Genomic DNA, 21,945 nt, shown 5'->3' with positions numbered 1-21,945 from the left:
GATGCTGGTCTGGTCGCGCCCCGGTCGCATCGTGATTTGGGCAGTCTTTGCCCTGCTGTTTGGTGTGCTGTTCCTCGCTCCGCTGGCGGTAATCCTGCTTTCCAGCCTGGCCAATCAATGGAACGGCGTGCTGCCGAGCGGTCTGACAACAGAGCATTACAGTGATGTCGTGCAAGGGGCGGCATGGCAGGCGGTGAGGGCGAGCCTCGTCACCGGCTTCCTGGCCAGCGCGCTGGCGCTGATCAGCGGCACCTGGGCAGCGCTTGCCCTGCGTATCCAGGACGCCACGCTGGCCAGGGTGCTCGGCGTGCTGTTCTTCATTCCAAGCGCCGTGCCTTCGGTGTCCGTCGGTCTAGGCCTGCTGGTGGCCTTCAGCCATCCGCCGCTTTTGCTCAACGGCACCGTCGCCATCGTCATGGTGGCGCATTTCGTGCTGATCTCGGCCTTCACCTTCGGCAATGTCTCGGCCGGGCTGGCGCGGCTCTCGCCCGATTTCGAGCAGGTGGCGTCGAGCCTCGGCGCCCGTCCGGCCTACCGGCTCTGGCATGTCACACTGCCGCTGCTTACGCCCTATCTGGTCGCCGCCTTCGGGCTGAGCTTCGCGCTGTCGATGGGCGAGCTCGGGGCCACCGTCATGGTCTATCCGCCGGGCTGGGTGACGCTGCCGGTATCGATCTTCAGCTTGACGGATCGCGGCGATGTTTTCGCGGGTGCGGCGCTGACCATGGTGCTCGTCGCCGTGACGCTCATCCTGCTGCTCGGGCTCGAACGGGTCACCGGTCGGCAGACGAGGTCGTAATCTCGCCAATCTAGGAGGATCGCAGCTTGGCGTAGCGTTTGATCAGGCGGTCGCGCCTCAGGCGCGACAGCCTCTGCGTCCAGAAGAGCCCGTCGAGCTGATCGATCTCATGCTGGTGACAGACCGCCAGCAGGCCCTCCGCGTCCTCAAATTGCTTCTTACCCTCGAGATCCTGATAGCCAACCCGCACACGGGCGTGGCGCTCGACATCTTCCGTTACGCCAGGCATCGAAACGCTGCCTTCCGTATGGTGGACCGTTTCGGTCGAGGCCTGGACAATCGACGGATTCACATAGATCGAAGGCTTTGCGGCAGGAGGTACCTGGATCACGACAAGGCGCTTCAGAATGCCGATATGCGGGGCGGTTATGCCGATCCCGGGCGCCGCGTGCATGGTGTCGATGAGATCGCCGGCCAAGTTGCGCAGATCGCTGTCGAAAAGCTCTACAGGATCCGCGACGGCGCGCAGCAGGGGATCGGGAAAATTTATGATCGGCCGAACTGCCATGTGTCAGGTGACCGGCTTCTGCAGCACGTCGAATTGCGGGTTGGTTTCCGAAAAGATCGGCAGGGCGGCTGCGCCGAGGACGGAGGTGTCCTTGCCCGCGGCGCCGACCATGACGCGCGGCGTGGTACGGACGCTGGTCGCGCTAACCGAGAGATGGAGCGGTTCAAGCCGGCCGGCCAGGGCCTCGATCACCGACAGCGGCATGAAACCGCCAAGCACGACGGTTTCTGGATCGAGCGCCATTTCCAGGATGTCGATTGCCTGCCGCAACGGCTCGACCGCCTCGGCGAGCCATGCCTCGAAACGGCGGTCGCCCTTTGCCAGGAGGTTTTCCAGCAACTCGGGAGAAGCATGGTCGGGATCCGCCAGGTCGAGCCTGTCATAGGCCGCGCGCAGCGAGACGTAGCGCTCCAGGCAGCCGCGCTTGCCGCAGCCGCAGGCAAGTCCGCCCGGCTGCACGATGATGTGTCCGATCTCGCCTGCATTGTGGCGAGAGCCCTTGTAGAGATGGCCGTCGAGGAAAAGCCCGGCGCCGAGGCCCGTGCCGATGAAGAGGTAGACGAAGCTGCCGAGCTTGCGGGCAACGCCATAGAGCCGCTCGCCTATGGCCGCCGCGGTGGCGTCGTTCTCGACCGTGACGGCGATACCGGTCAGCCGCTCCAATTCGTCAGCCACCGGAAAATCCTGCCAGCCGGGAAGGGCCGTCGGGCCGACCGAAGTCATGCCCTCGACGCCGAACGGCCCGGGCATCGCCATCCCTATGCCGAGCAGCCTTGTGCGATCCAGTCGAGAGGTTGCGATCAGGTCGCTTGAGATGGCGGCAAGCAGCGGCATGGCCTCTGTGGGAGTCGGCCGGTCGACATTTCTCTCGACGCGGGCGCGCATCGCACCGGAGAGATCGGTGACGACGCCGACGGCAAGCTGATGGTCGAGTTGCAGGCCGATCGAATAGCCGCCGCCGGGATTGATGGAATAAGGCACGGCAGGTTGGCCGCGCGCGCCTTTCAGCGTTGCTTCAGGGCGCAGCAGCCCGGCCGCTTCCAGTTCCTCGACGATGTTGGAGATGGTCTGCGACGACAGCGCCGTCAGCCTGGCGATCGCCGCCCGCGACAGTGCGCCGTTGGTGCGGATCGCCTCGATCACCACGCGCCGGTTGTGCGATTTCGCTTGCTCGAGATTGGTGCCGGAGATGGCTTTCTTGAGGGTCATGCGGTCGTTGCCAGTCACGGAAACTGTAGATGGGTACTTTAGAAAATCAAGTTGATTTAATTGCTTGGCCCTCGGTATCGAAGAGAGCGCTGCAGGGTGAAAGCCTTGGCCGCCTTGTCCCCTGTCGAACGGATCTCAACGGCGCCTGCGCTCAATGGGCAGGAACGATATCGCGGCTGACGCATTTGCCTCGCGTCAGTAGCCGAGGGACCAAATGCGCATAGCTCACGTCGCGCCGCTCTATGAATCCGTGCCGCCGAAACTCTATGGCGGGACGGAGAGGATCGTCTTCTACATCACCGAAGCGCTGGTCGAACTCGGCCACGACGTGACTTTGTTCGCGAGCGGCGACAGCGAGACGTCGGCGAGGCTGGTGCCCGGCCGCGACCAGGCGATACGCCTCGACCTGCGGCCGAAGAAATCGGAGATCGCCGCCCATCTGGCGATGCTCGCCGAGGTGCGCGAACGCGCCAGCGAGTTCGACGTCATCCATTTCCATCTCAGCCACTTCCTGCATTTTCCGTTCTTTGAAGAGATCGCGGGGCGGACGGTGACGACCCCGCATGGCCGGCTTGACTATGTGGATCTGGCACCGGCCTACAAACGCTTCCCGCGTTTCCCGATGATCTCGATCTCGCATAGCCAGAAGCGCGGCCTGCCGGACGCAAACTGGCTCGCCACGATCCATCACGGGCTGCCGCTCGACGCCTACCAACCGACTTATGAGCCGCAAGCGGAAGAACCATATCTCGCCTTCCTCGGACGCTTGTCGCGCGATAAGCGTCCGGACCGCGCCATCGAGATCGCGCGCCGGTCCGGGTTGAAGCTGAAGCTGGCGGCCAAGATAGGCGACGACGACCGCGCCTATTTCCGCGACAATATCGAGGCACTCATCGACGGCGACCGCATCGACTATGTCGGCGAGATCACGGAAGACGAGAAGGCCGGATTTCTCGGCAATGCGGCGGGCCTTTTGTTCCCGATCGACTGGCCGGAGCCGTTCGGTCTCGTCGCGATCGAGGCCATGGCCTGTGGCACGCCGGTGATTGCGTGGGATCAGGGCGCCTTACCTGAGATCGTCGACAATGGCATCACCGGCTTCGTCGTGGACAGCGTGGAGGGTGCTCTCGCGTCGATGCCCGCGCTTCTCGATCTGGACCGGCGGCAGGTGAGGGCGGTCTTCGAGACAAGGTTCTCGGCGACAAGAATGGCGCGCGACTATCTTGCTGCCTATATGCGTCTGACCGGCGCTCCGGAGGCCAAGGCCTCCTGACCTTGACGCCTAGAGCCGGATGATTTCAGGTCTGTTCGACCTGAAATCTGAATCCGGCTCTAAATCAAAGAGATAGAGCATGATATCGTCCGAAGGCCGCTTCACACTCGGCATGACGCTCTAGGGCGGGGCAAACAAAGAGGTGACGAATGACGGAGCTCGACGAGCGCAAGCTCGATCCCGCCGTGGCCCTTTCATCGCTCGACGAAACGGCGCCGCGGGAACCGCACCGGCTTTTTGCCCTAAAGCAGGGCGACTGCTTCGCCGTGGCCGACGCCTATGGCGACATCAGAGGATCGGGCGACGGCTTCTTTCGCGACGACACGCGCGTGCTTTCCGAATTCCGCCTGACCATCGGCGGCCGGCAGATGTCGCTGCTCGGAGCCTCGCTCAGCCAGGACAATGTGCTGTTCACGTCCAATCTTACCAACCTGCCGATCCAGAGCGCGGCCGGCCGCGACATCCCGCAGGGGGCAATCCATATCGAACGCGTCAGGCTGCTGTGGCAGGACAGGCTGTTCGAGCGCATCACGCTTTCCAACTACAGCCGTGAGCATTCGACCATCACCGTCTCGCTGCATTTTGCAGCCGACTTCCGCGACATGTTCGAGGTGCGCGGCTCGACGCGGGCGAAGCGCGGAACGACGCACCTGGCAAAGACGGACAAGGAGTCCGTCATGCTCGGCTATGACGGTCTCGACGGGCTGCCGCGGCTGTCGGCCATCTCCTTTTCGCAGGCTCCCGACAAACTAAGCGACAACCGCGCCGACTTCCTGATCGCCGTGACCAAGCGCAGCAGCAAGGTGCTTTATGTTGAAGTCGGTCCGGAAGTTTCCGAGGCTCCCAATCGCGACCGTTTCCGGGCCGCGGCGGCACGGGCCCGTTTCGCCATGCGGGCCAAGCGCAGGCATGGCGCCACGGTGCACAGCTCGGGCCGCGTCTTCAACGATTGGGTCGAGCGCGCCCGCGCAGATGTGGCGCTGCTTACCACCGAGCTTCCGACGGGGCCTTATCCCTATGCCGGCATCCCCTGGTTCTCGACGGCGTTCGGCCGCGACGGCGTGATTTCGAGCCTGCAGATGCTTTGGCTCAATCCCGGACTGGCGCGGGGCGTGCTGGCTTTTCTGGCCGAGCACCAGGCGACCGAAACGTCGCCGTTTTCGGATTCCCAGCCCGGCAAGATCATGCATGAGACGCGCAAGGGCGAGATGGCGGCGCTGCGCGAGCTTCCCTTTGGGCGCTATTATGGCGGCGTCGACACCACGCCGCTCTATATCCATCTGGCTTCCGCTTACGCCGACCGCACCGGCGACATGGCCTTCATCGACAAGCTTTGGCCTTCGCTGAAAGCAGCCGCCGAATGGACCGAGGAGGCGAGCCGCGCGACCGGTTTCGTCACCTATCAGCGCGCCGCCGAATCAGGCCTTGCCAACCAGGGCTGGAAGGACAGTTTCGATTCGGTCTTCCACGCCGATGGCCGCATCCCCAAGGGGCCGATAGCGCTGGTCGAGGTGCAGGGCTATGTCTTCGCCGCCTTCCGCGGCATGGCGGCACTCGCACGCCGCCGCGGCGAATTCGCCGACGCCGAGCACTGGGAGGACCGCGCCGAGGAAATGCGGGTCGCGGTGGAACGGGATTTCTGGCAGGACGACATGAATTTCTATGCGCTGGCCATCGATGGCGAGGGCCAGCCCTGCAAGGTGCGGACATCGAACGCAGGACATCTGCTTTTCGTCGGGCTGCCGCAGCCCGAGCGCGCCAAGCTGGTCGCCGACCAGCTGCTGTCGGCGTCCTTTCATTCCGGCTGGGGGCTCAGGACGCTCGCCGACGATGCGGTGTTCTTCAATCCGATGTCCTACCACAACGGCTCGATCTGGCCGCACGACACGGCGCTCTGCGGCGTCGGTCTTGCACGCTACGGTGAACGCGACAGCGTGGTGCGGCTGATGAGCGGCACGTTCGAGTCGGCCGTGCATTTCAACATGCGTCTGCCCGAACTGTTCTGCGGGTTCGCCCGGGCTCCGGGCGAAGCGCCGATCGCCTATCCCGTCGCCTGCCTGCCGCAGGCCTGGTCGGCCGGCTCCACCTTCATGCTGATGCAGGCCTGTCTCGGGCTCGAAATCGATGGCTGGGCGGGCGAATTGCATGTCTCGCGCCCAAGGCTCCCGATCGGCATCGACACGCTCACGCTCCGGCATCTGACGGTCGGCGACAAAGCGGTCGATCTCACCTTCCAGCGGGTCGGCGACCGCGTTGCCGCCTTCTTGCCCGACCGGCACGAGGGCCAAGTGCCGCTCATCGTGCGCACGTAAACAAAGCGCCGCAACCGCGCGTTCAACAATCGGAAATGTCGGAACTGATCGCAGGCTTGCGCGTTCCAAACTTGACCCGGCTTGCCCGTCCGCGGCCGGCACCAACAAAAACAATGAACGATGGCCGGAGGCAACCTGGCATTTCAATGACACAATATGGCGTCGACCTGTTACTGGTCCTTATTCTCGCAAGCCTCGGATTGTCCGCACTAGCGATTTTCATTTCGATATCCCGTTACCGTCGCAATCATCCGAGGGCATCGGCCATGCCGGGTTCCGGCGAGGACTTTGCCACCGAAGCCGCGCGCAAGGTGCTGCGCGAGTTTGAGAAGAACGGGCAGTCGGTCGATGCGGCTCTCGTGAGTTGGTCGCCGGAAACCTTGCGCAAGATCCTTGCCGAGGACCTGCCGGATGCGCAGGTGATCGTCGTCTCCAATCGCGAACCCTATATCCACAACGAGACGAAGGATGGCGACGTCGAGCTTGTCGTGCCGGCGAGCGGACTGGTTTCCGCGCTGGAGCCGATCACGCGCGCCTGCGCCGGCACCTGGATTGCCTATGGCGGCGGCAGCGCCGACCGGACGGTCGTCGACGGAAACGATCGCGTGCAGGTGCCGCCGAACCATCCCTCGTACACGCTGCGGCGAGTCTGGTTGAGCGACGACGAGTACCAGGGCTACTATCTGGGCTTTGCCAATGAGGGCCTGTGGCCGCTCTGCCATATCGCCTTCACGCGGCCGATCTTTCGCGAGTCGGATTGGGAGGCCTACGAAGCCGTCAATCGCAAATTCGCCGAGACGGTGGTTGCCGAAGCGCGCAACGAGCGGCCGATCGTGCTCGTCCAGGACTATCACTTCGCGCTTCTGCCGCGCATGATCCGCGAGCGTCTGCCCGAGGCGATCGTCATCACCTTTTGGCACATCCCCTGGCCGAACTCGGAAGTGTTCAGCATCTGCCCCTGGCGTGAACGCATCCTGGATGGCCTGCTCGGCAGCTCGATCGTGGGCTTCCATACCCAGTTCCACGCCAACAACTTCACCGAGAGCGTCGACCGATTCATGGAAAGCCGCATCGAGCGCGCCGATGCAGCCATTTCCTACGGCGGCCAGGTGACGCTGGTGCATTCCTATCCGATATCGATCGAATGGCCGGTCGAGCTCCTGAATGCCCTGCCCAGCGTCGAGGAGTGCCGGGTGCGCGTGCGCAAGCGGTTCAGGATCCCAGCTGGCGCCAAGCTGTGCGTGGGCGTCGAGCGTCTCGACTACACCAAGGGCATCCTCGATCGCTTCCACGCGCTGGAGGAGCTGTTCATTCGGCATCCCGAAATGGTGGGTAAAGTCGTGTTCCTGCAGGTCGCGGCGCCGAGCCGGGGCACGCTGCCGGCCTACAGACAGCTGCATGAGGAATGTCTGCGCTGCGCCGAGGAGCTCAACCAACGCTACGGCAGCGAAACCTACCGGCCGGTCGTCATGGTGGCCGAGCATCATTCGCAAGCGGCGGTCTATGAACTCTATCGCGCCGCCGACATCTGCCTGGTCACCAGCCTGCACGACGGCATGAACCTGGTCGCCAAGGAGTTCGTCGCGTCGCGTGACGACGAACAGGGCGTGCTTTTGCTCAGCACTTTCGCCGGCGCCTCGCGCGAGTTGCTGGAGGCGCTGATCGTCAATCCTTACGACGCGGCGATGATGAGCGAGGCGATGCTGCAGGCGCTGACCATGGGGCCGGACGAGCAGCGTGAGCGCATGCGGCGCATGCGCGATATCGTGCGCGACAACAATGTCTATCGCTGGGCCGGCAGCATGCTGCTCGATGCGGCGCGCCTGAGAAAGCGCGGCGAACTCGACCGGGTCACCGCCTTGTACGACCGGCCGGCAGGCCCCACCGGCGACAATGTCGTCTCCATGTTCGAGCGCAAACAGGCAGTCGGATTCCGATGAACATCCAGGCAGATCTTACCCCGGCGCTTCCCGAAGGCCGCTGGGCGCTTTTCCTCGACATCGATGGGACCTTGCTTGAGCATGCGTCGCATCCCGACGCCGTCTCGGTCAGCGAAGAGCTGCGCTTTCTCCTGGAGAGAATCGAGCAGCGGCTTGACGGTGCGCTTGCCTTCATCACCGGGCGCTCGATCGCAGCCGTCGACCATCTGTTCCACCCTTTGAAACTCCGGATCGCTGGCCTCTATGGGCTGGAGCATAGACTTCTGCCGGACGGTCCAATTGAGGCCGCGGACGAGCCGGCGGATATGGCGGCGCTTGCCGATGAGATCGAACTGGAGCTGGCAAGCAAGGCCGTCTATGTCGAGCGCAAGGGGCCGGTGCTCGCCATCCACACAAGAGCTGCGCCGCAGCTTCTGACGCGGGCGACGGAGCTGGTCGAGGCGGCGCTCGCGCGCTTGCCAAAGGGCTACCGCGTGATCGCCGGCAATGCGGGCGTCGAACTGATGCCGCTCGAAGCCGCCAAGGGCGCCGCGATCCGGCGCTTCATGCAGCTCGATCCTTTCACCGGCAGGCGTCCGGTTTTCCTCGGCGACGACACGTCGGACGAGAACGGCTTCCACACGGTCAATGCCGCGGGCGGGATCTCGATCCGCGTGAAGCCGCAGGGCGAGACGGCTGCCCGCTTTGCCATCGAGGATGTCGCCAGCGCGCTCGCCTGGCTGGAGGCCAATTTCGGCGATCCTGCCGCGCCAACGGTCAGCCGCAATCTCGTCGCCTGAGCCAGCGCTAACCTTTTGTTTCCACGCAATTCCGGACGGAAAACCGTTGCGCACTTTTCCTGGAATTGCTCTATCCGGCTACTGCTGCTGCAGGCCGGTAATCATGGCGATGATCTCGTTCTTGTCGGTCTTCTTCGTCTCGCGCACGCCGATCTGCTTGCCGCGCCTCAGGACACAGATGCGGTCCGACAGCTTGAACACCTGGTCGAGGCTGTGGCTGATGATCAGGATGCCGACATTGCGCTGCTTGAGCGACTGGACGATCGCCTCCACCTTGGCGGTCTCGGCGACGCCGAGCGCGGCGGTGGGCTCGTCGAGCAAGATCAACTTGCTCGCCCAGTGGGTCGCCCTGGCTATCGCGACGCCCTGGCGCTGACCGCCGGAGAGGTCGCGGATCGTGGCGTGCGCGGAAGGAATGCGCACGTCGAGCTCCTTCACCAGCTTCTCCGTCTCGTCGATCATGCGGCGGCGGTCGAGCAGGCCAAAGCGGTTCAGCGGCTCGCGGCCGAGGAACATGTTCATATAGACCGTCTGCTGGTCGGCCAAAGCGAGATCCTGGTAGACGACCTCGATGCCGTGCGCGCGCCCCATGGTGGCGTTCGACATCGTCACTGGCTTGCCCTCGATCATGATCGTGCCCGAGGAAGGCGTATGCACGCCGGAGATGATCTTGACCAGCGTCGACTTGCCGGCGCCGTTGTCGCCGACAAGGGCGACGATCTCGCCCGGAAAGACCTCGAGCGAGAAATTCTCGATCGCGGTGATGCCGCCGAAGTTCTTACGGATGTCCTGAAGCTGAAGGATGGGGGCGCTCATCGTGATCTCCTTCGTTGGAGCATGATCTTGTCCGAAAACTGGTTCCCGCTTTTCGCTGACGCGGTCCTTCGGTTTGGGATCATGCTCTAGACGGGCCAGGCATAGGGCTCGCCGAAGCCGTTCTCGATGGTTTCGACCACTGGCTTGCCCTTCGAGATGCCTGAGACGCCGACGACATAGGCGCGGGTGACGAAGGCCTGGCCGCGGAAGCCGAAGACGGCGCTGTCGCCAGGCCTTGGCGCCTTAGTGCCGGAAGCGTCGATCATGGCGTAGTAGTCGATCGCCGACGGCGGCGGCACTTCGACGCTTTTGAGAGCTGACGCGGCGGTGGTCGGCTCAGCCGAGACGATCGCCTTGACGTCATAGTTCGGGAAGATGGGGTCGATGTAGAAGCCGCCGCCGAAGCAGTAGGCCTTGCCGCCTGACAGATGCGACACTTCGGTGAGGTAGAGCACGGCAGGCAGTTCCGGCAGGTCTTCCATGACATGCAGCGCCGTGGTGCCGTGCAGGCCGTTGCCCGGTTCGCACTGCGTGGCCCCGGCTTCCGCCAGCGCGGCCAGCATGACGCTCGACGTGGTGCCCGGCGCGTTGATTTCGATCTCCCCGCGGCCGGCCTTGGCGAGCACCTCGGCTGCCTTGCTCAGCGTCGCCAGATTGGGCGTTGGCAACACTTTTCGCGCGGCATGGTCGAAGAGCAGGGCGGGGAAGGTGGTGATGCCGGCGAAGCGGCCGCCCGGGACGGCATCGAGCCGGTCGGCGACGGCGACAATTTTGCCGGCGTCGAAGCCGCCTTCATGGCCGCGGTAGAAGATGTCGCCTTCGGCGGCGATGCGCGCGAGCAGGTCCTGGACATAGCCGGCCGCCTTGGCGCCCTTGCCTGCTTGCTCGGCCTTGGTGTCGTTGAAGACTGTCCAGTAGTCCGGCTTGAAGGTCCATGCCGCCGCGTCGGCTTCGAATTTCGCGATCTGCTGCAGATGGCCGAGATGGCCGAGTTTCATACCGGCTTTGTGGGTGGCACGCGCGCAAGCCATGTCGACCGCGACAGCGCGCTCGATGCCGCCGCGCATCACCGCCTTGCAGAACGAGCTCGAGCGGCCGACCTGCTTGGTCATGGCAAAGATCTTCAGGCCCAACCGGTCGGCTTCGCCCTTGAGAACCTTGGCGTTGTGCTCCACCGTGTCGAGATCGAGCACATAGGCGTTGGCCGGCAGCTTGCCCTGCTGGTGAAGACCGATCGCCGCTTCGATGAAGCCGGGGTTGCGGCGGCGCAGAACGTCGAGAAACATGGAAGGATTCCTTCAGCGGGATTTATCGCGCAGCGACACGGCGACGGCGGTGAGGATGATCAGGCCGCGCACGATCATCTGGTCGGAGACCGAAAGGCCCATCAGGATCAGCCCGTTGTTCAACATGCCCATCATCAGCGAGCCGACGAGGGCGCCGACGATCGAGCCCTTGCCGCCATTGAGCAGCGTGCCGCCGACGATGACGGCGGCGATGACCGTCATCAGATCGGTCTCGCCAAGCGTGTATTTCGCCGCCTGCAGGCGCCCCGCGTAAAGCAGGCCGGCAAGCCCCGCGAGCCCGCCGCTGATGGTGAGCACGGCGAGCCTGATTTTCGGCACGCTGATGCCTGAAACGCTGGCCGCGCGGGCATTGTCACCGGTCGCCAGCACATGCGCGCCGAAACGCGTCTCGCGGTAGACGAGGTGGCCGGCGGCGATGGCAATGACCGTCCACCAGATCAGGGAGGGGACGCCGAGCAGCGAGCCGGACCCAAAGAAACCCGTGAAGGCCCCGTTGGTGACCGAGATCGAGCGCAGATCGGTCATCGAGCGCGAGACCCCGGCGAACAGGCCCATCGTCGCCAGCGTCACCAGGAAGGACGGCAGCCTGACATAGGCAACCAGCGCGCCGTTGATGAGGCCGATCAGGATACCGGCGCCCAGGCCGGCGACGATGCCCGCCGCCATCCCGTAGGAAGCGATGGTGACGGCGGCGGCAAGCGCCGATACCGCCACGATCGAGCCGATCGAAAGGTCGATCTCGCCGGCCGACATGACGAAGACGAGGCCGATCGCCATGATCGTTACCGGCGCCGTCTGCAGCACGATGTTGGAGAGGTTGCGGACGGTGAGGAAGCCGCTGTCACTCAGCATGAAGGCGAAGAACAGGAAGATCGCCAGGAAGCCGAGATAGACGACATATTGCTGCAGATTGAAGCGGCTGACGAAGCTGCCCACCTCGGTGCCGGTGTTGGCGCTGGTCATGTTCGATCTCCGATGGTGCGTGCTTCGCAGCCTGCCATGCCGTTTACTTCATGGCGTCCGCGATGGTCGCGGGCACATCCTTGTTGAGCGACTTCTTCCAGCCGTCCTTCACCGTCTCCTTGGTGACGGCGATGGAATCGACCGCGTAGAAAGGCTCGGCCTTGAGCCCGACCAGGGAACCCGCCGAGGCGCGCGCCAGCGTCACGCCGATGGAATAGGCCTCGTCGGCGACAAGGGCGGCGATGTTGCCGCCCTTGACCATGTCGAGCGCGGCCGGTTCATTGAGGTCGAGGGTGACGATCTTGGTGTGCGTGTTGCCGGCGGCGCGCAGCGCGGAGAGCACGCTGAGCGCCGGCTCGGCCCAGGTGACATAGATGCCGTCGAGGTCCGGGTGCTGGGTGATCATCGCCTGCGCGATATCCTCGCTGCGCGCCGGATCGGCCATGCCGGCCTCGGCGGCGATCTTCATGTCGGGATAGTCCTGCTCGATGGTCTTCTTGAAGGCGCCGTCGCGCTGGTTGGTGACGTAGAAATCGGCGTCGTGGAAGATGTAGCCGACCTTGCCCTTCTTGCCGAGCGCCTCGGCCATGGCGATGCCGGCCTTGTTGCCCATCTGGAAAAGGTCGTCGGAGACGATCGTGACGTAGTCCGTGCCCTGCTTGTAGCCGGTCGGGCAATTGTCGACGAAGCCGAGCTTGACGCCGGCCTGGCGGGCCGGATCGTAGACGGAAGCCGCGGTCGCCGGGTCGACCGGCAGCGACAGGATGATCGACGGCTTCTTGGCCATCACCGTCTCGACATCGGCCTTCTGGCGAGCGGCGTCGAAACCGGCGTCGGTCTGTGCCACCACCTCGATGCCGAGACGCTTGAACTCGTCGCGCGCGCCTGCGTTGACGGCGTTGGTGTACTCGCTCATCTCGTGCCAGACGAGGGCCGCGGTGAACTTGCCGTCCTTGATCTGCTGCTCTTGCGCCGCCGACAGCGTCAGAGAAGCCGCCGGAACCGGCTTCTCGCCGTTCGGGCCGGTGGTAACGCCTTCGGCGGCGAAGGCGTAAGCGGCGAACAGGCTCGCCAATACGGTCATGATACCAAATGCTTTGCGCATGTCGGTTACCCTTTTTGTTCAGGAAGAGAGCCCCGGCCGGCAAGCCGGGCCGGGGCGTCGGCTTCACTTCGCCGCGTCGAGCACCGACTGCGGCGCGTCGCGGTTGAGCGAGTCCTTCCAGCCCTGGGAGACGTTCTCCTTGGTCACCGTCAGCGCCGGTGCGACGACGAAGGCCGGCGTCTGCTGGGCAAGCAGCGACTTCATGCCGGAGGCGGCCATGGCGCGGCCGAGCTCATAGGCCTTGTCGGCGACAAGCGCGGCGACATTGCCGCCCTTGACCATGTCGAGCGCGACCGGCTCGGCGAGGTCGAGCGTGACGATCTTAGTGTGGGTGTTGCCGGCACCGCGCAGCGCGGAAAGCACCCCGTCAGCCGGCTCGGCCCAGGTCACGTAGATGCCGTCGAGATCGGGATGCTGCAGCAGCATGGCATTGGCCAGTTCTTCGGCGCGGGCCGGGTCGGAAATGCCCTGTTCGGCGACGATCTTGATATCGGGGTAGTCCTTCTCGATGGTCTTCTTGAAGGACTGGTCGCGCTGGTTGGTGACGTAATAGTTGGCGTCGTGGAAGATGTAGCCGACCTTGCCCTTGCCGCCGATGGCCTTGGCCATGGCGTCGGCCGCCTGCTTGCCCATCTGGTAGAGATCGTCGGTGACGATCGAGGCGTAGTCGGTGCCTTGCTTGTAATCCTTGGGCAGGTTGGACAGGAACACCAGCTTGACGCCGTCCTTGACCGCTTGGCGGAAGGCCTCAGCGGAGGTGACGGGGTCGAGCGGCAGGGCCAGGATGACGTTCGGCTTGGCGGCAAGCGCGGTCTCGATGTCGCTGCGCTGGCGGGCGGCGTCGAACTGCGCATCGGTCTTGACCGCGATCGAGATACCGGCGCGGGCGAACTCGTCGGTGGCGCCGGCGGTCACTGCATTGGTGAAGTCGGAAGAGGTGTGCCACAACAGGGCCGCCTTATAGCCCTTGTCCTTCAGCGCCGCGATGTCGGCATCGCTCAGCGTCAGGCCGGAACTCGGGGTGGCGGTCTCGCCCTGCGGTCCGACCGTCTGTGCGTGAGCCACGCCGGCGGCGAGCATCAATCCGCCGGCCAAGACGGCAATCCATTTCTTCATCAGCATGTTTTTAGTCTCCCATTTTCTTCTTCGTTGGTCGTTCAGTCGGCCACGCCGCAATAGCGGGCCATGAAGGTTGCGAAGCCGACGATGCCGGCGAGGTATTCCTCGACATCGACGTGCTCATCGAAAGTGTGGCAGTTGCGGATGTCGCCCGGCGCGCAATAGACGGCGGGAATGCCCAACCGATTGACGAAGAACGACGATTCCGACCAGAAGGGCGCGCCCTCGATCACGCCGCGTCCGCCCATGGCGCCCGCCATCGACTGCGAAAGCAGGGCGACTTCGGCGCGCGTCTCATCGATCTCGGCGGCGGTGCCGCCCAGCCGGTGGTCGCGGCCGGCCGGATAGGCGAACTCCACGGTGATCTCGGGATCGGTGATGGCGCCGCGCACCGCGGCCTCGATCTCGGCGGCGGCTTTGTCGAGGTCCTCGCCCGGCAGGAGCTTGCGGATCAGCGACAGCGTGCATCGCTCGGGCACGGCGATATAGCCGCCGCCGGCGAGGCCGGTGATCAGCAGGAAGCCGCGCCCGGTGAGCTTGTGCTCGGCGCGGGCGGCCGCTTCGTCCGAGTGCTTCCACAGCGCCGTCATGGCGGCATGGGCGGCGCGCAAGGCATCCTTGCCAAGCTCCGGCACGCCGAAATAGGCCGACTTGCCGGTAATCGTGATGTCGGTGATGAAGAAGCCGATCTGCGCGGCGTAGACGGCAAGCCGGGTCGGCTCGACGTAGACGGTGAAATCGGGCGCCGCGACCTCGCCTGCCTCGATGCGGCCGACGAAATGCTTGATGCCGGCGGAGACGCCGGTGCCGGGCTGGCCGCTCTCCTCGTCGCCGATAAAAGCGAAGGCCACATCGCCATTGAGGCGGATGCCGGCCTTGTCGAGCAACGAGAGCGCCGCCAGGGAAGCGGTGATGCCGGCCTTGAGATCGCCGGAGCCGCGGCCCCAGACCGCCCCGTCAAGGATGGGCGCGCCGAACGGGTCCTCCCGCTCGGTCCCCGCCCAGTGCTCGCGCCAGCCGTCGACATGAACGGTGTCGGTGTGGCCGATGAAGAGCAGGCGCTTGCCACCGCCGGCACCCTTGAGTTCGCCCCAGATGTTCGGCCTGCCGGGCAGGAAATCCGCGCGGCTCAGGCCGCTCAGTCCCAGCTCGCGCATTTTAGCTTCGAGAAAGCCGACGACATTCGCCTCGTTGCCGGTGATGCTTTCGCGGCCGATCGCGCCCCTGAACAGCGCCAGCGCCTGGTCGGTATCGAGAGCGGCTCGCAGCCTGGTCATGATATCGCTGGTCACAGCACAACCTCCTTCAAGGCAGCCGCCTGGGCGGTGGGAAGCGAAATCCGGCCGTCCGGCGCGTCGACGCCGAACAGCGTGTTGTGCAACTGGCCGAGACCGATGGCGGCCGCGCCGATGAGTGCCGCCCGCGCACCCAGCTCGCCGGCCTCGACGGTGACGGGGTAGGGGAAGCACAGCGGTATCAGGGCCTTGACGCGCGAGAGGATCTCCGGCCTGAGGCCTATCGAACCTCCCAGTATGACCTTTTCGGGATTGGCGACGGCGGCGATCGCCGCAATGCCTTGCGCCAGATAACGCGCCGTTTCGTCGAGCACGGTAAGCGCTGCCTCGTCGCCTGCAGCCGCATTCTCGAAGATCGCGGGAACCGTGACCTGCATGCCGGTCAGGGAGCTGTAGCGTTCGGTTATCGCATGGGTCGCCACCGCCCGCTCGAACGCGCCGGTGCGCAGCGATTCCGCCGCGAACGGATCGGCGCCGATCGGCATAAAGCCGATTTCACCCGCCGCACGGGTGGCGCCGCGCACCAGATGGCCGCCCAGCATCAGGCCGCCGCCGACGCCGGTGCCCAGCGCGATATAGGCAAGGTTGTCGATGCCCTGGCCCTGGCCCAGCCAATTCTCGCCGAGCACGGCGAGATTGACGTCATTCTCGATCATCACCGCGACGCCGAGCGCCTTCTCGAACGCGTCGAGCACATTCATGGCATCGAAACCGGCAATGTTGGGCGCGAGCAGAATGCGGCCGGTCGCGGGGTCGGGTGCCCCCGGCGCGCCGATGACCGCAAGGCGGATCTTCTTGCGCGGAATGCGCTCCCGGGTAGCGGCCCGGAAAGCAAGTGCTGCGATCTGGTCGATGACGAACTGGCCGCCGCGCGGATCGGTCGGCGTCGCCGCCTCGGCGAAGATCCGGCAGGTGAGGTCGGTCAGCGCCACCCGCACCTTGGTCCCGCCCAGGTCGACGGCGATGATGTAGGCGGCGTCGTGCACGAGCTCATAGGTGACCGCGGTGCGCCCGACATGGCCGCTGGTGCGGCCTGTCTCCTGCACCCAGCCTTCCTGCTCGAGCCCGCGTACGATTTCCGATATCGTCTGCTTCGACAGCCCGGTGAGCTTGGAGATCGAGGCCCGCGAGATCGGCCCGCCCTGGACGATCGCTTCCATGACGGACCGCTGGGAGAACTGGCGGGAAATACGCGGCAGGTCGCTCACAACGCCTCGATTAATTCGTTCTGTCACCGAACTTATTGGCCGAAATACTGGCTGTCAACGATCTTGTTTAGCGATGTTGCGGAGAGGGGCCGCCACGCCAATGCAGCCCGGCGGCATCTGGAGACGCCTGGCAAATTGCGTGCGGCGCTCTTCGGCCAGGCACGTTGTTGGAGCTCAGTTCCTGTCAACCGGCTTGGAGCGCATGCGCGAGACCGTCTCGCGTTCGGCGCGCTTGGAGCGCAACGGCGGCAGGCCGCGGTCGATGAGGTCCATGTCTTCCAGCACCATGTCGCCCATGCGCTTGAAGGCGATGTCGAGCGCGCCGGCGCGATGCGCCGAACGCAGGAAGCCGGGGAGGGCGCGCACGGGATGGTCCTTGGCCAGCGGCTCTTCGGGGAAGACATCGCTGGCGGCAACGATATGGCCGCTCCTCACCGCTTCCATCAGCGCCGGGAAATCGACGACGCCGGCGCGGCTGAGCAGGATGAAGGCCGCGCTCTTGCGCATCCTGGCAAAGGCATCGGCGCCCAGAAAGCCCTGGTTCTCGCTGGTGACGGAAGCGACGACGAAAACGAAATCGCTTTGCGACAGCACCTTGTCCAGCGAGGCCGGCTCGACGCCATTGTCGGCCAGGATCGAGGGCGGCAGCCATGGATCATAAACCTTGGTGCGGGTCCGAAAACCGGTCAGCAGGCGGTTGAGCGCGCGGCCGAGGTCGCCGAAGCCGATGATGCCCACATCGGCGCCGGAGAGAAGCCGCGCAGTCTGGTTGCCGTCGCCGCCCCACAATTCCTTGCCCTGCCGGAAAGCGAGGTCTGCGTCGACAATGTTGCGCGCCAGGTTCAGCGCCATGGCGAGGCCAAGCTCCGCCACCGGTTCGGCAAAGACCAGCCCGGTGGTAACGACATGGATGCCGCGTGCGAACAGCGTCTCATAGGGCATGTTGTTGAGGAGGTTGGTCTCGACGTTGAAGATGCAGCGCAGCGCCTTCAGCTTTTCCAGCGTTTCGGATGAAATCGGCGGTTGGCCGATGATGTAACGCGCCTCGGCCAAAGTTTCGGCGGGTAGGGCGGAAACGTCTTCCGGCGTGGTCTCGACAATGCGATAGTGGCTACGCAGGCGTGCTAGTTGCGGCGGCGTGAAGATCAGGTCGAGCGTGCGCGGTTCGGGTGCGCTGATCACCAGCGGCAAGGTGTTGTCGGACATGTTTTCCTCCCGGGACACGATTGGATCGCGTCAATCACTTCTTTCCAGTCTTACTCCCGGTGAAACGATTTACAAGAACGAAAAATCGATTTATCGATTGGAGTGGTGAGGTGGCTGATCGGCTGCCTGCCCTCGGGAGGAAGTCAATGGCGCAACAGGAAGCCCGGCAAAGGCGTCCGTCGATCCACGACGTGGCAAGCCATGCCGGCGTGTCCGCGGCCACCGTCTCCAAGGTGCTGGCCGGCGTCACCACGGTGAAACCTGAAAACGCGCAGCGCGTCTTCGATGCCGTCGAACGCCTGGGCTATCGCGTCGATCCATTGGCGTCCGACATGCGCAGGGCCAAGCGCCGCATCATCGGCGCCATCATGCCGGAATTCGAAAGCGAGTTCTTCGGCTCGATGGTCACCGAACTGGAGGGCCTTGCTGAGCAGCGCGGTTACACGCTGGTCGCGGCCTCGAGCCGTGAATCGGAGGCACGCGAGAAAGAGATCCTTGCCCGCATGCATGACTGGCGCGTCGCCGGCGTGGTGCTGGCGCCGGTGCGCAATGAGCACGGGCCGGCGGCCGCCTTCATGAAAGCCCACGGCATGACCGGCGTGCTGATCGACCGCGTGCTCTCGGATGACGCCTTCGATACTGTTTCGGCCGACAGCGCCGCCGCCAGCGCCGAGGTTGCACGGATGCTGGTCGGCAAGGGCCACAAGCACATCCTGATCATCGGTCTCGCCGAAGGAGCGGCAACCGTGCGCGCTCGCCTGGAAGGTTTTCGCACCCAGGCGCTGGCGCTCGACCCGTCCATCCGTATCGACGTGATCACATCGGAAGTCAGCGTCGAGCCGCTGCGATCCTCGCTGCGCGACTATTTCGGGCGAGGCGAGCGGCCGACCGCCGTCTATTCGCTGCTTTTGAAGGGCACGCTTGTCGCGCTGTCGGAATTCCGCCGCCGCGGCTGGCATTGTCCGGACGATATCTCGCTGGTCGGCTTTGACGACGCCGAATGGATGCAGGTGACATGGCCGGCGATCGCGGCCGTGGTGCAGCCGGTGCGGCAGATCGCCGGCGAGGCAATGGACCTTTTGTTTCGCAGGGTCGAAGGTGCTGTGGGACCGCCCGTGGCGCGGCTCGAATCCTGCCAGGTGTTGATGCGGGAATCCGTTGGCTCGCCAGGCAGCGGCCCGCATTCCGGGGGAGGAGACCGACAACAGCCCCCATTGTCGTGAGCGGAAACATGCGCCGGCCCTGGCCGCGGCTCCGGCGCCAAAGAACGGACGGAGGAACGAATGATATCGCATTTCTTGAAGGTAAATCGATTTACACTTGCCATAGGCGTCGCGCTTGCATTTTGCGCCGTCGGCGCCGCCAGGGCCGAGGACGGTGAATATGGCGTGCTGATGAAGACGCTGGCCAACCCGTTCTGGGGCGCGATGGCGCAAGGCGTCGCGGATGGCGCAAAGGAAGCCGGGGTGAAATATTTCCAGCAGGCGGCCGAGAGCGACCAGGCGGCCGAACCGCAGCTCAACCTGTGCAACACGATGCTGGAGCGCAAGCCGGTGGCGATGATCACCGCCGCCATTAACTCGACCAATCTTCTGCCCTGCCTGAAGTCGGCGCAGGACGCCGGCATCAAGATCGTCGATCTCGACAACAATCTCGACCAGGCGGTGCTCGACAAGGAAGGCGTCAAGGTCACCTTCCATATCGGCTCCGACAACATCGCCGCCGGCGCGCAGGGTGCGGAATATCTCGCCAACAAGCTTGGCAAGGACGCCAAGGGTCCGGTGCTGGTCATCGAGGGCCTCTCGGGCAACATCACCGGCGAGAAGCGCGCCAAGGGCTTTGCCGACAAGCTGAAGGAACTGGCGCCAGGACTCCAGATCGTCGCCTCACTGCCGGGCGACTGGGACCGCGGCAAGGCCGCCTCGATCGCCACCGACACGCTGACGGCGCACCCTGATCTCGTTGCCATCTTCTGCGCCAATGACGGCATGGCGCTCGGCGCGGTGGAGTCGGTCTATGCGGCCGGCAAGGGCCCGCAGGTGACGATCATCGGCGTCGACGGCAATTCGGACGCGGTGAAGTCGATCAAGGAAGGCCGGCTCAACGCCTCGGTGGCGCAGCTTCCCTATCTTGTCGGCAAGCAGGCGGTGGAGAACGTCAAGAAGGCGCTGGCCGGCGAGAAGGTTCCGGAAAGCATTGCCGTGCCGACTTTGGTGCTGACCAAGGACGTGCTCGACGCCGGCAAGGAGCCGATGCTGCAATATGTGAAATAGTCCTCCCGGACAGGCTGGCGCGGGTCTACCCTGCGCCAGCCAACTTTTTGCGAACAGCGAGGCAAGATGGCTTCCGAAACGACGCAGCCCGGCTTCTGGGCTCGGGTGCAGCGCGCATCCGTCGAAAGGCTCCACATCAGGCTGGAGTCGCTGGTGGTGCTTTTGGCGCTGAGCACGGCGATGGCGCTCCTGTCGCCCTATTTCCTGTCGCTCAGCAATTTCCTCAACATCCTGCTCGCGACGTCGACGATCGGCGTGCTGGCGATCGCCGCCACCTTCGTCATCGGCTCGGGTGGGCTCGATCTGTCGCTCGGCTCGGTGATGGGCCTTGCCGGTGTCGCCGGCGCCTTCGTCGCCGTCAATCTCGGTTGGCCATCGGTGCTGGCAGTGATCGCCTGTATCCTTGCCGGCGCGATCGCCGGCTACATCAACGGGCAATTGGTCACTCGCGCCTTCGTGCCGGCCTTCATCGTCACGCTCGGCATGCTGGGCCTGGCGCGCGGGCTGGCGCTGGTCATCTCGCAGGGCAGGGCGATCTACGGACTGCCGCCCGAGATCGTCTTTATCGGGCAGGGCAGGCCCTTCGGCATTCCGATGCCGGTCATCATCTTCGTGCTGACGGCGATCGTCGCGCATGCGGTGCTTGCCTATACTCGCTTCGGACGCCACACACTGGCGCTCGGGGATAGCGAAGGTGCTGCCCGCGCGGCGGGCATCCGGGTCGAGCATCACCGCCGCATCATCTACACGCTGTCGGGCGCGCTGGCCGGCCTCGCGGGTCTGCTCTTCACCGCCCGCGTCAACGCCGGCGATCCAACCGCCGGCATCAATTACGAACTCACCGCCATCACGGCCGCTATCATCGGCGGCACCAACCTGTTCGGCGGCCGCGCCTCGATCCTCGGCACGATGATCGGCGCGCTGATCATGGGCGTGTTGCAGAACGGGCTGACGCTGCTTGCCGTGCAATCCTACTATCAGCAGATGGCGATCGGCGCGGTGCTGATCCTCGCCGTCTTCATCGACCAGTACCAGGTGCGGAAGGAGTCGCGCGTATGACCCTGCTTTCGCTTCGCGGCATCCGCAAGAGTTTCGGCGCGGTCGATGTTTTGCACGGCGTCGACCTTTCTGTCGCGGCCGGCGAGGTGGTCGGGCTGGTCGGCGACAACGGCGCTGGCAAGTCGACGCTGATGAAGACCATCACCGGCATCTACCGCGCCGACACCGGCTCGATCGAATTCGACGGCAAGGACATTCTTGCTCTCGACCCCGGCCAGCGCCGCCGCCTCGGCATCGAGATGATCTACCAGGATCTTTCGCTTGCCAAGCAGCAGGATGTGGCGTCCAACATCTTCCTCGGGCGTGAACCGACGAAGCGCTTGTTCGGCCTGTTTCCCGGCTTCGTCGACAAAAGCGAGATGGATCGCCAGGCGTCGAAGATGATCGAGCGGCTCGGCGCGCATTTGCCGTCGATAAACCGGTCGGTCGGTTCGTTCTCCGGCGGCCAGCAGCAGACGGTGGCGATCGCGCGTGCGCTCACCTTCAACCCGAAGCTCGTCATCATGGACGAGCCGACGGCCGCACTTGCCGTGCGCGAGGTGCAGAGCGTGCTCGACCTCATCCGGCGGCTGAAGTCGGAAGGCATCGCCGTCATCCTGATCTCGCACCGGCTGAACGACGTGCTGTCGGTCACCGACCGCATCGTGGTGCTACGGCACGGCAGGGCGGACGCCGATCTCGTCACCGCCAACACCAACATGAACGAAGTCGTCAGCCGCATCGTCGGCGGCGGCGATACGGCCGCCGCGGCGGCGCATGAACAACGAGGCTGAC

19 protein-coding genes are annotated in these 21,945 nt (G+C 64.7%); 9 read left to right on the top strand and 10 right to left on the bottom strand.

The window, feature by feature from the left end; genetic code table 11:
• Nucleotide 1 precedes the first annotated feature (1 nt).
• Nucleotides 2-799, top strand: coding sequence for an ABC transporter permease subunit (locus FJW06_RS11265; protein ID WP_140751545.1), 798 nt, complete (start codon nt 2-4; stop codon nt 797-799).
• A gap of 10 nt (nt 800-809) precedes the next feature.
• Here the strand turns inward: FJW06_RS11265 and FJW06_RS11260 are convergent, their stop codons facing one another.
• Nucleotides 810-1,307, bottom strand: a complete 498-nt coding sequence (locus tag FJW06_RS11260) for a peptide deformylase (RefSeq protein WP_140751543.1) — start codon at nt 1,305-1,307, stop codon at nt 810-812.
• Nucleotides 1,308-1,310: 3 nt separating this feature from the next.
• On the bottom strand, nt 1,311-2,516 hold the full coding sequence (locus FJW06_RS11255) for an ROK family transcriptional regulator (RefSeq protein WP_140751541.1): 1,206 nt from the start codon (nt 2,514-2,516) through the stop codon (nt 1,311-1,313).
• Nucleotides 2,517-2,730: 214 nt separating this feature from the next.
• On the opposite strand from FJW06_RS11255, the gene FJW06_RS11250 reads away from it, so the two are divergent.
• The 4 genes from FJW06_RS11250 (at nt 2,731) to otsB (ending at nt 8,820) form a co-directional block, all read left to right on the top strand.
• Nucleotides 2,731-3,789, top strand: a complete 1,059-nt coding sequence (locus FJW06_RS11250; RefSeq protein WP_140751539.1) for a glycosyltransferase family 4 protein — start codon at nt 2,731-2,733, stop codon at nt 3,787-3,789.
• Nucleotides 3,790-3,938: 149 nt separating this feature from the next.
• A complete protein-coding gene (locus FJW06_RS11245; protein WP_140751537.1) occupies nt 3,939-6,101 on the top strand; it encodes an amylo-alpha-1,6-glucosidase in 2,163 nt (720 codons plus the stop codon).
• Between the two features lie 146 nt (nt 6,102-6,247).
• Complete coding sequence (locus FJW06_RS11240; protein ID WP_140751535.1) at nt 6,248-8,041, top strand: trehalose-6-phosphate synthase; 1,794 nt, start codon at nt 6,248-6,250, stop codon at nt 8,039-8,041.
• Nucleotides 8,038-8,820: a trehalose-phosphatase gene (gene otsB / locus FJW06_RS11235; protein WP_140751533.1), complete on the top strand. Its 783-nt coding sequence runs from the start codon at nt 8,038-8,040 to the stop codon at nt 8,818-8,820. Before FJW06_RS11240 ends, otsB begins: the two co-directional genes overlap by 4 nt.
• A gap of 78 nt (nt 8,821-8,898) precedes the next feature.
• Here otsB and FJW06_RS11230 read toward each other — a convergent pair whose 3' ends face one another.
• The 8 genes from FJW06_RS11230 to FJW06_RS11195 all read right to left on the bottom strand — a co-directional run bounded on the left by FJW06_RS11230 (nt 8,899) and on the right by FJW06_RS11195 (nt 17,839).
• On the bottom strand, nt 8,899-9,636 hold the full coding sequence (locus tag FJW06_RS11230) for an ATP-binding cassette domain-containing protein (protein ID WP_140751531.1): 738 nt from the start codon (nt 9,634-9,636) through the stop codon (nt 8,899-8,901).
• Nucleotides 9,637-9,722: 86 nt separating this feature from the next.
• The gene (locus FJW06_RS11225; protein ID WP_140751529.1) at nt 9,723-10,922 is read right to left on the bottom strand and encodes an alanine racemase; all 1,200 of its coding nucleotides are present in this window, start codon (nt 10,920-10,922) and stop codon (nt 9,723-9,725) included.
• Nucleotides 10,923-10,934: 12 nt separating this feature from the next.
• Nucleotides 10,935-11,906 carry an ABC transporter permease gene (locus FJW06_RS11220; RefSeq protein WP_140751527.1) on the bottom strand — a complete coding sequence of 324 codons (972 nt, stop codon included), beginning with the start codon at nt 11,904-11,906 and terminating at the stop codon, nt 10,935-10,937.
• A 43-nt stretch (nt 11,907-11,949) separates the two neighbouring features.
• The gene (locus FJW06_RS11215; protein ID WP_246674578.1) at nt 11,950-13,011 is read right to left on the bottom strand and encodes a substrate-binding domain-containing protein; all 1,062 of its coding nucleotides are present in this window, start codon (nt 13,009-13,011) and stop codon (nt 11,950-11,952) included.
• A 63-nt stretch (nt 13,012-13,074) separates the two neighbouring features.
• A complete protein-coding gene (locus tag FJW06_RS11210; protein ID WP_140751525.1) occupies nt 13,075-14,133 on the bottom strand; it encodes a substrate-binding domain-containing protein in 1,059 nt (352 codons plus the stop codon).
• Nucleotides 14,134-14,168: 35 nt separating this feature from the next.
• A complete protein-coding gene (locus tag FJW06_RS11205) occupies nt 14,169-15,422 on the bottom strand; it encodes a M20/M25/M40 family metallo-hydrolase (protein ID WP_246674577.1) in 1,254 nt (417 codons plus the stop codon).
• The gene (locus FJW06_RS11200) at nt 15,419-16,633 is read right to left on the bottom strand and encodes an ROK family transcriptional regulator (RefSeq protein ID WP_140751523.1); all 1,215 of its coding nucleotides are present in this window, start codon (nt 16,631-16,633) and stop codon (nt 15,419-15,421) included. Before FJW06_RS11200 ends, FJW06_RS11205 begins: the two co-directional genes overlap by 4 nt.
• 174 nt (nt 16,634-16,807) lie before the next feature.
• A complete protein-coding gene (locus FJW06_RS11195; protein ID WP_140751521.1) occupies nt 16,808-17,839 on the bottom strand; it encodes a hydroxyacid dehydrogenase in 1,032 nt (343 codons plus the stop codon).
• Between the two features lie 146 nt (nt 17,840-17,985).
• Between FJW06_RS11195 and FJW06_RS11190 the strand changes: the two genes are divergently transcribed.
• The 4 genes from FJW06_RS11190 to FJW06_RS11175 all read left to right on the top strand — a co-directional run bounded on the left by FJW06_RS11190 (nt 17,986) and on the right by FJW06_RS11175 (nt 21,944).
• On the top strand, nt 17,986-19,062 hold the full coding sequence (locus FJW06_RS11190) for a LacI family DNA-binding transcriptional regulator (RefSeq protein WP_140751519.1): 1,077 nt from the start codon (nt 17,986-17,988) through the stop codon (nt 19,060-19,062).
• 60 nt (nt 19,063-19,122) lie between these two features.
• Nucleotides 19,123-20,112: a substrate-binding domain-containing protein gene (locus FJW06_RS11185; RefSeq protein ID WP_246674576.1), complete on the top strand. Its 990-nt coding sequence runs from the start codon at nt 19,123-19,125 to the stop codon at nt 20,110-20,112.
• A gap of 66 nt (nt 20,113-20,178) precedes the next feature.
• Nucleotides 20,179-21,171, top strand: a complete 993-nt coding sequence (locus FJW06_RS11180; RefSeq protein ID WP_140751517.1) for an ABC transporter permease — start codon at nt 20,179-20,181, stop codon at nt 21,169-21,171.
• Nucleotides 21,168-21,944 (top strand): ATP-binding cassette domain-containing protein, encoded by a 777-nt coding sequence (locus tag FJW06_RS11175; RefSeq protein WP_041008027.1) that lies wholly within the window; start codon nt 21,168-21,170, stop codon nt 21,942-21,944. Before FJW06_RS11180 ends, FJW06_RS11175 begins: the two co-directional genes overlap by 4 nt.
• Nucleotide 21,945 lies beyond the last annotated feature (1 nt).

This window comes from Mesorhizobium sp. B4-1-3 (assembly GCF_006439355.1).
In the GTDB taxonomy this organism is placed as follows: Bacteria; Pseudomonadota; Alphaproteobacteria; order Rhizobiales; family Rhizobiaceae; genus Mesorhizobium.
Note: the sequence above shows the minus strand (reverse complement) of the source record. Positions and strands in the feature narration are given on the sequence as shown.

Coding starts and splice junctions, on each gene's coding strand:
- FJW06_RS11265 (WP_140751545.1), top strand. CDS start 2: ATGCTGGTCTGGTCGCGCCCCGGTCGCATCGTGATTTGGGCAGTCTTT.
- FJW06_RS11260 (WP_140751543.1), bottom strand. CDS start 1,307: ATGGCAGTTCGGCCGATCATAAATTTTCCCGATCCCCTGCTGCGCGCC.
- FJW06_RS11255 (WP_140751541.1), bottom strand. CDS start 2,516: ATGACCCTCAAGAAAGCCATCTCCGGCACCAATCTCGAGCAAGCGAAA.
- FJW06_RS11250 (WP_140751539.1), top strand. CDS start 2,731: ATGCGCATAGCTCACGTCGCGCCGCTCTATGAATCCGTGCCGCCGAAA.
- FJW06_RS11245 (WP_140751537.1), top strand. CDS start 3,939: ATGACGGAGCTCGACGAGCGCAAGCTCGATCCCGCCGTGGCCCTTTCA.
- FJW06_RS11240 (WP_140751535.1), top strand. CDS start 6,248: ATGACACAATATGGCGTCGACCTGTTACTGGTCCTTATTCTCGCAAGC.
- otsB (WP_140751533.1), top strand. CDS start 8,038: ATGAACATCCAGGCAGATCTTACCCCGGCGCTTCCCGAAGGCCGCTGG.
- FJW06_RS11230 (WP_140751531.1), bottom strand. CDS start 9,636: ATGAGCGCCCCCATCCTTCAGCTTCAGGACATCCGTAAGAACTTCGGC.
- FJW06_RS11225 (WP_140751529.1), bottom strand. CDS start 10,922: ATGTTTCTCGACGTTCTGCGCCGCCGCAACCCCGGCTTCATCGAAGCG.
- FJW06_RS11220 (WP_140751527.1), bottom strand. CDS start 11,906: ATGACCAGCGCCAACACCGGCACCGAGGTGGGCAGCTTCGTCAGCCGC.
- FJW06_RS11215 (WP_246674578.1), bottom strand. CDS start 13,011: ATGCGCAAAGCATTTGGTATCATGACCGTATTGGCGAGCCTGTTCGCC.
- FJW06_RS11210 (WP_140751525.1), bottom strand. CDS start 14,133: ATGCTGATGAAGAAATGGATTGCCGTCTTGGCCGGCGGATTGATGCTC.
- FJW06_RS11195 (WP_140751521.1), bottom strand. CDS start 17,839: ATGTCCGACAACACCTTGCCGCTGGTGATCAGCGCACCCGAACCGCGC.
- FJW06_RS11190 (WP_140751519.1), top strand. CDS start 17,986: ATGGCGCAACAGGAAGCCCGGCAAAGGCGTCCGTCGATCCACGACGTG.
- FJW06_RS11185 (WP_246674576.1), top strand. CDS start 19,123: ATGATATCGCATTTCTTGAAGGTAAATCGATTTACACTTGCCATAGGC.
- FJW06_RS11180 (WP_140751517.1), top strand. CDS start 20,179: ATGGCTTCCGAAACGACGCAGCCCGGCTTCTGGGCTCGGGTGCAGCGC.
- FJW06_RS11175 (WP_041008027.1), top strand. CDS start 21,168: ATGACCCTGCTTTCGCTTCGCGGCATCCGCAAGAGTTTCGGCGCGGTC.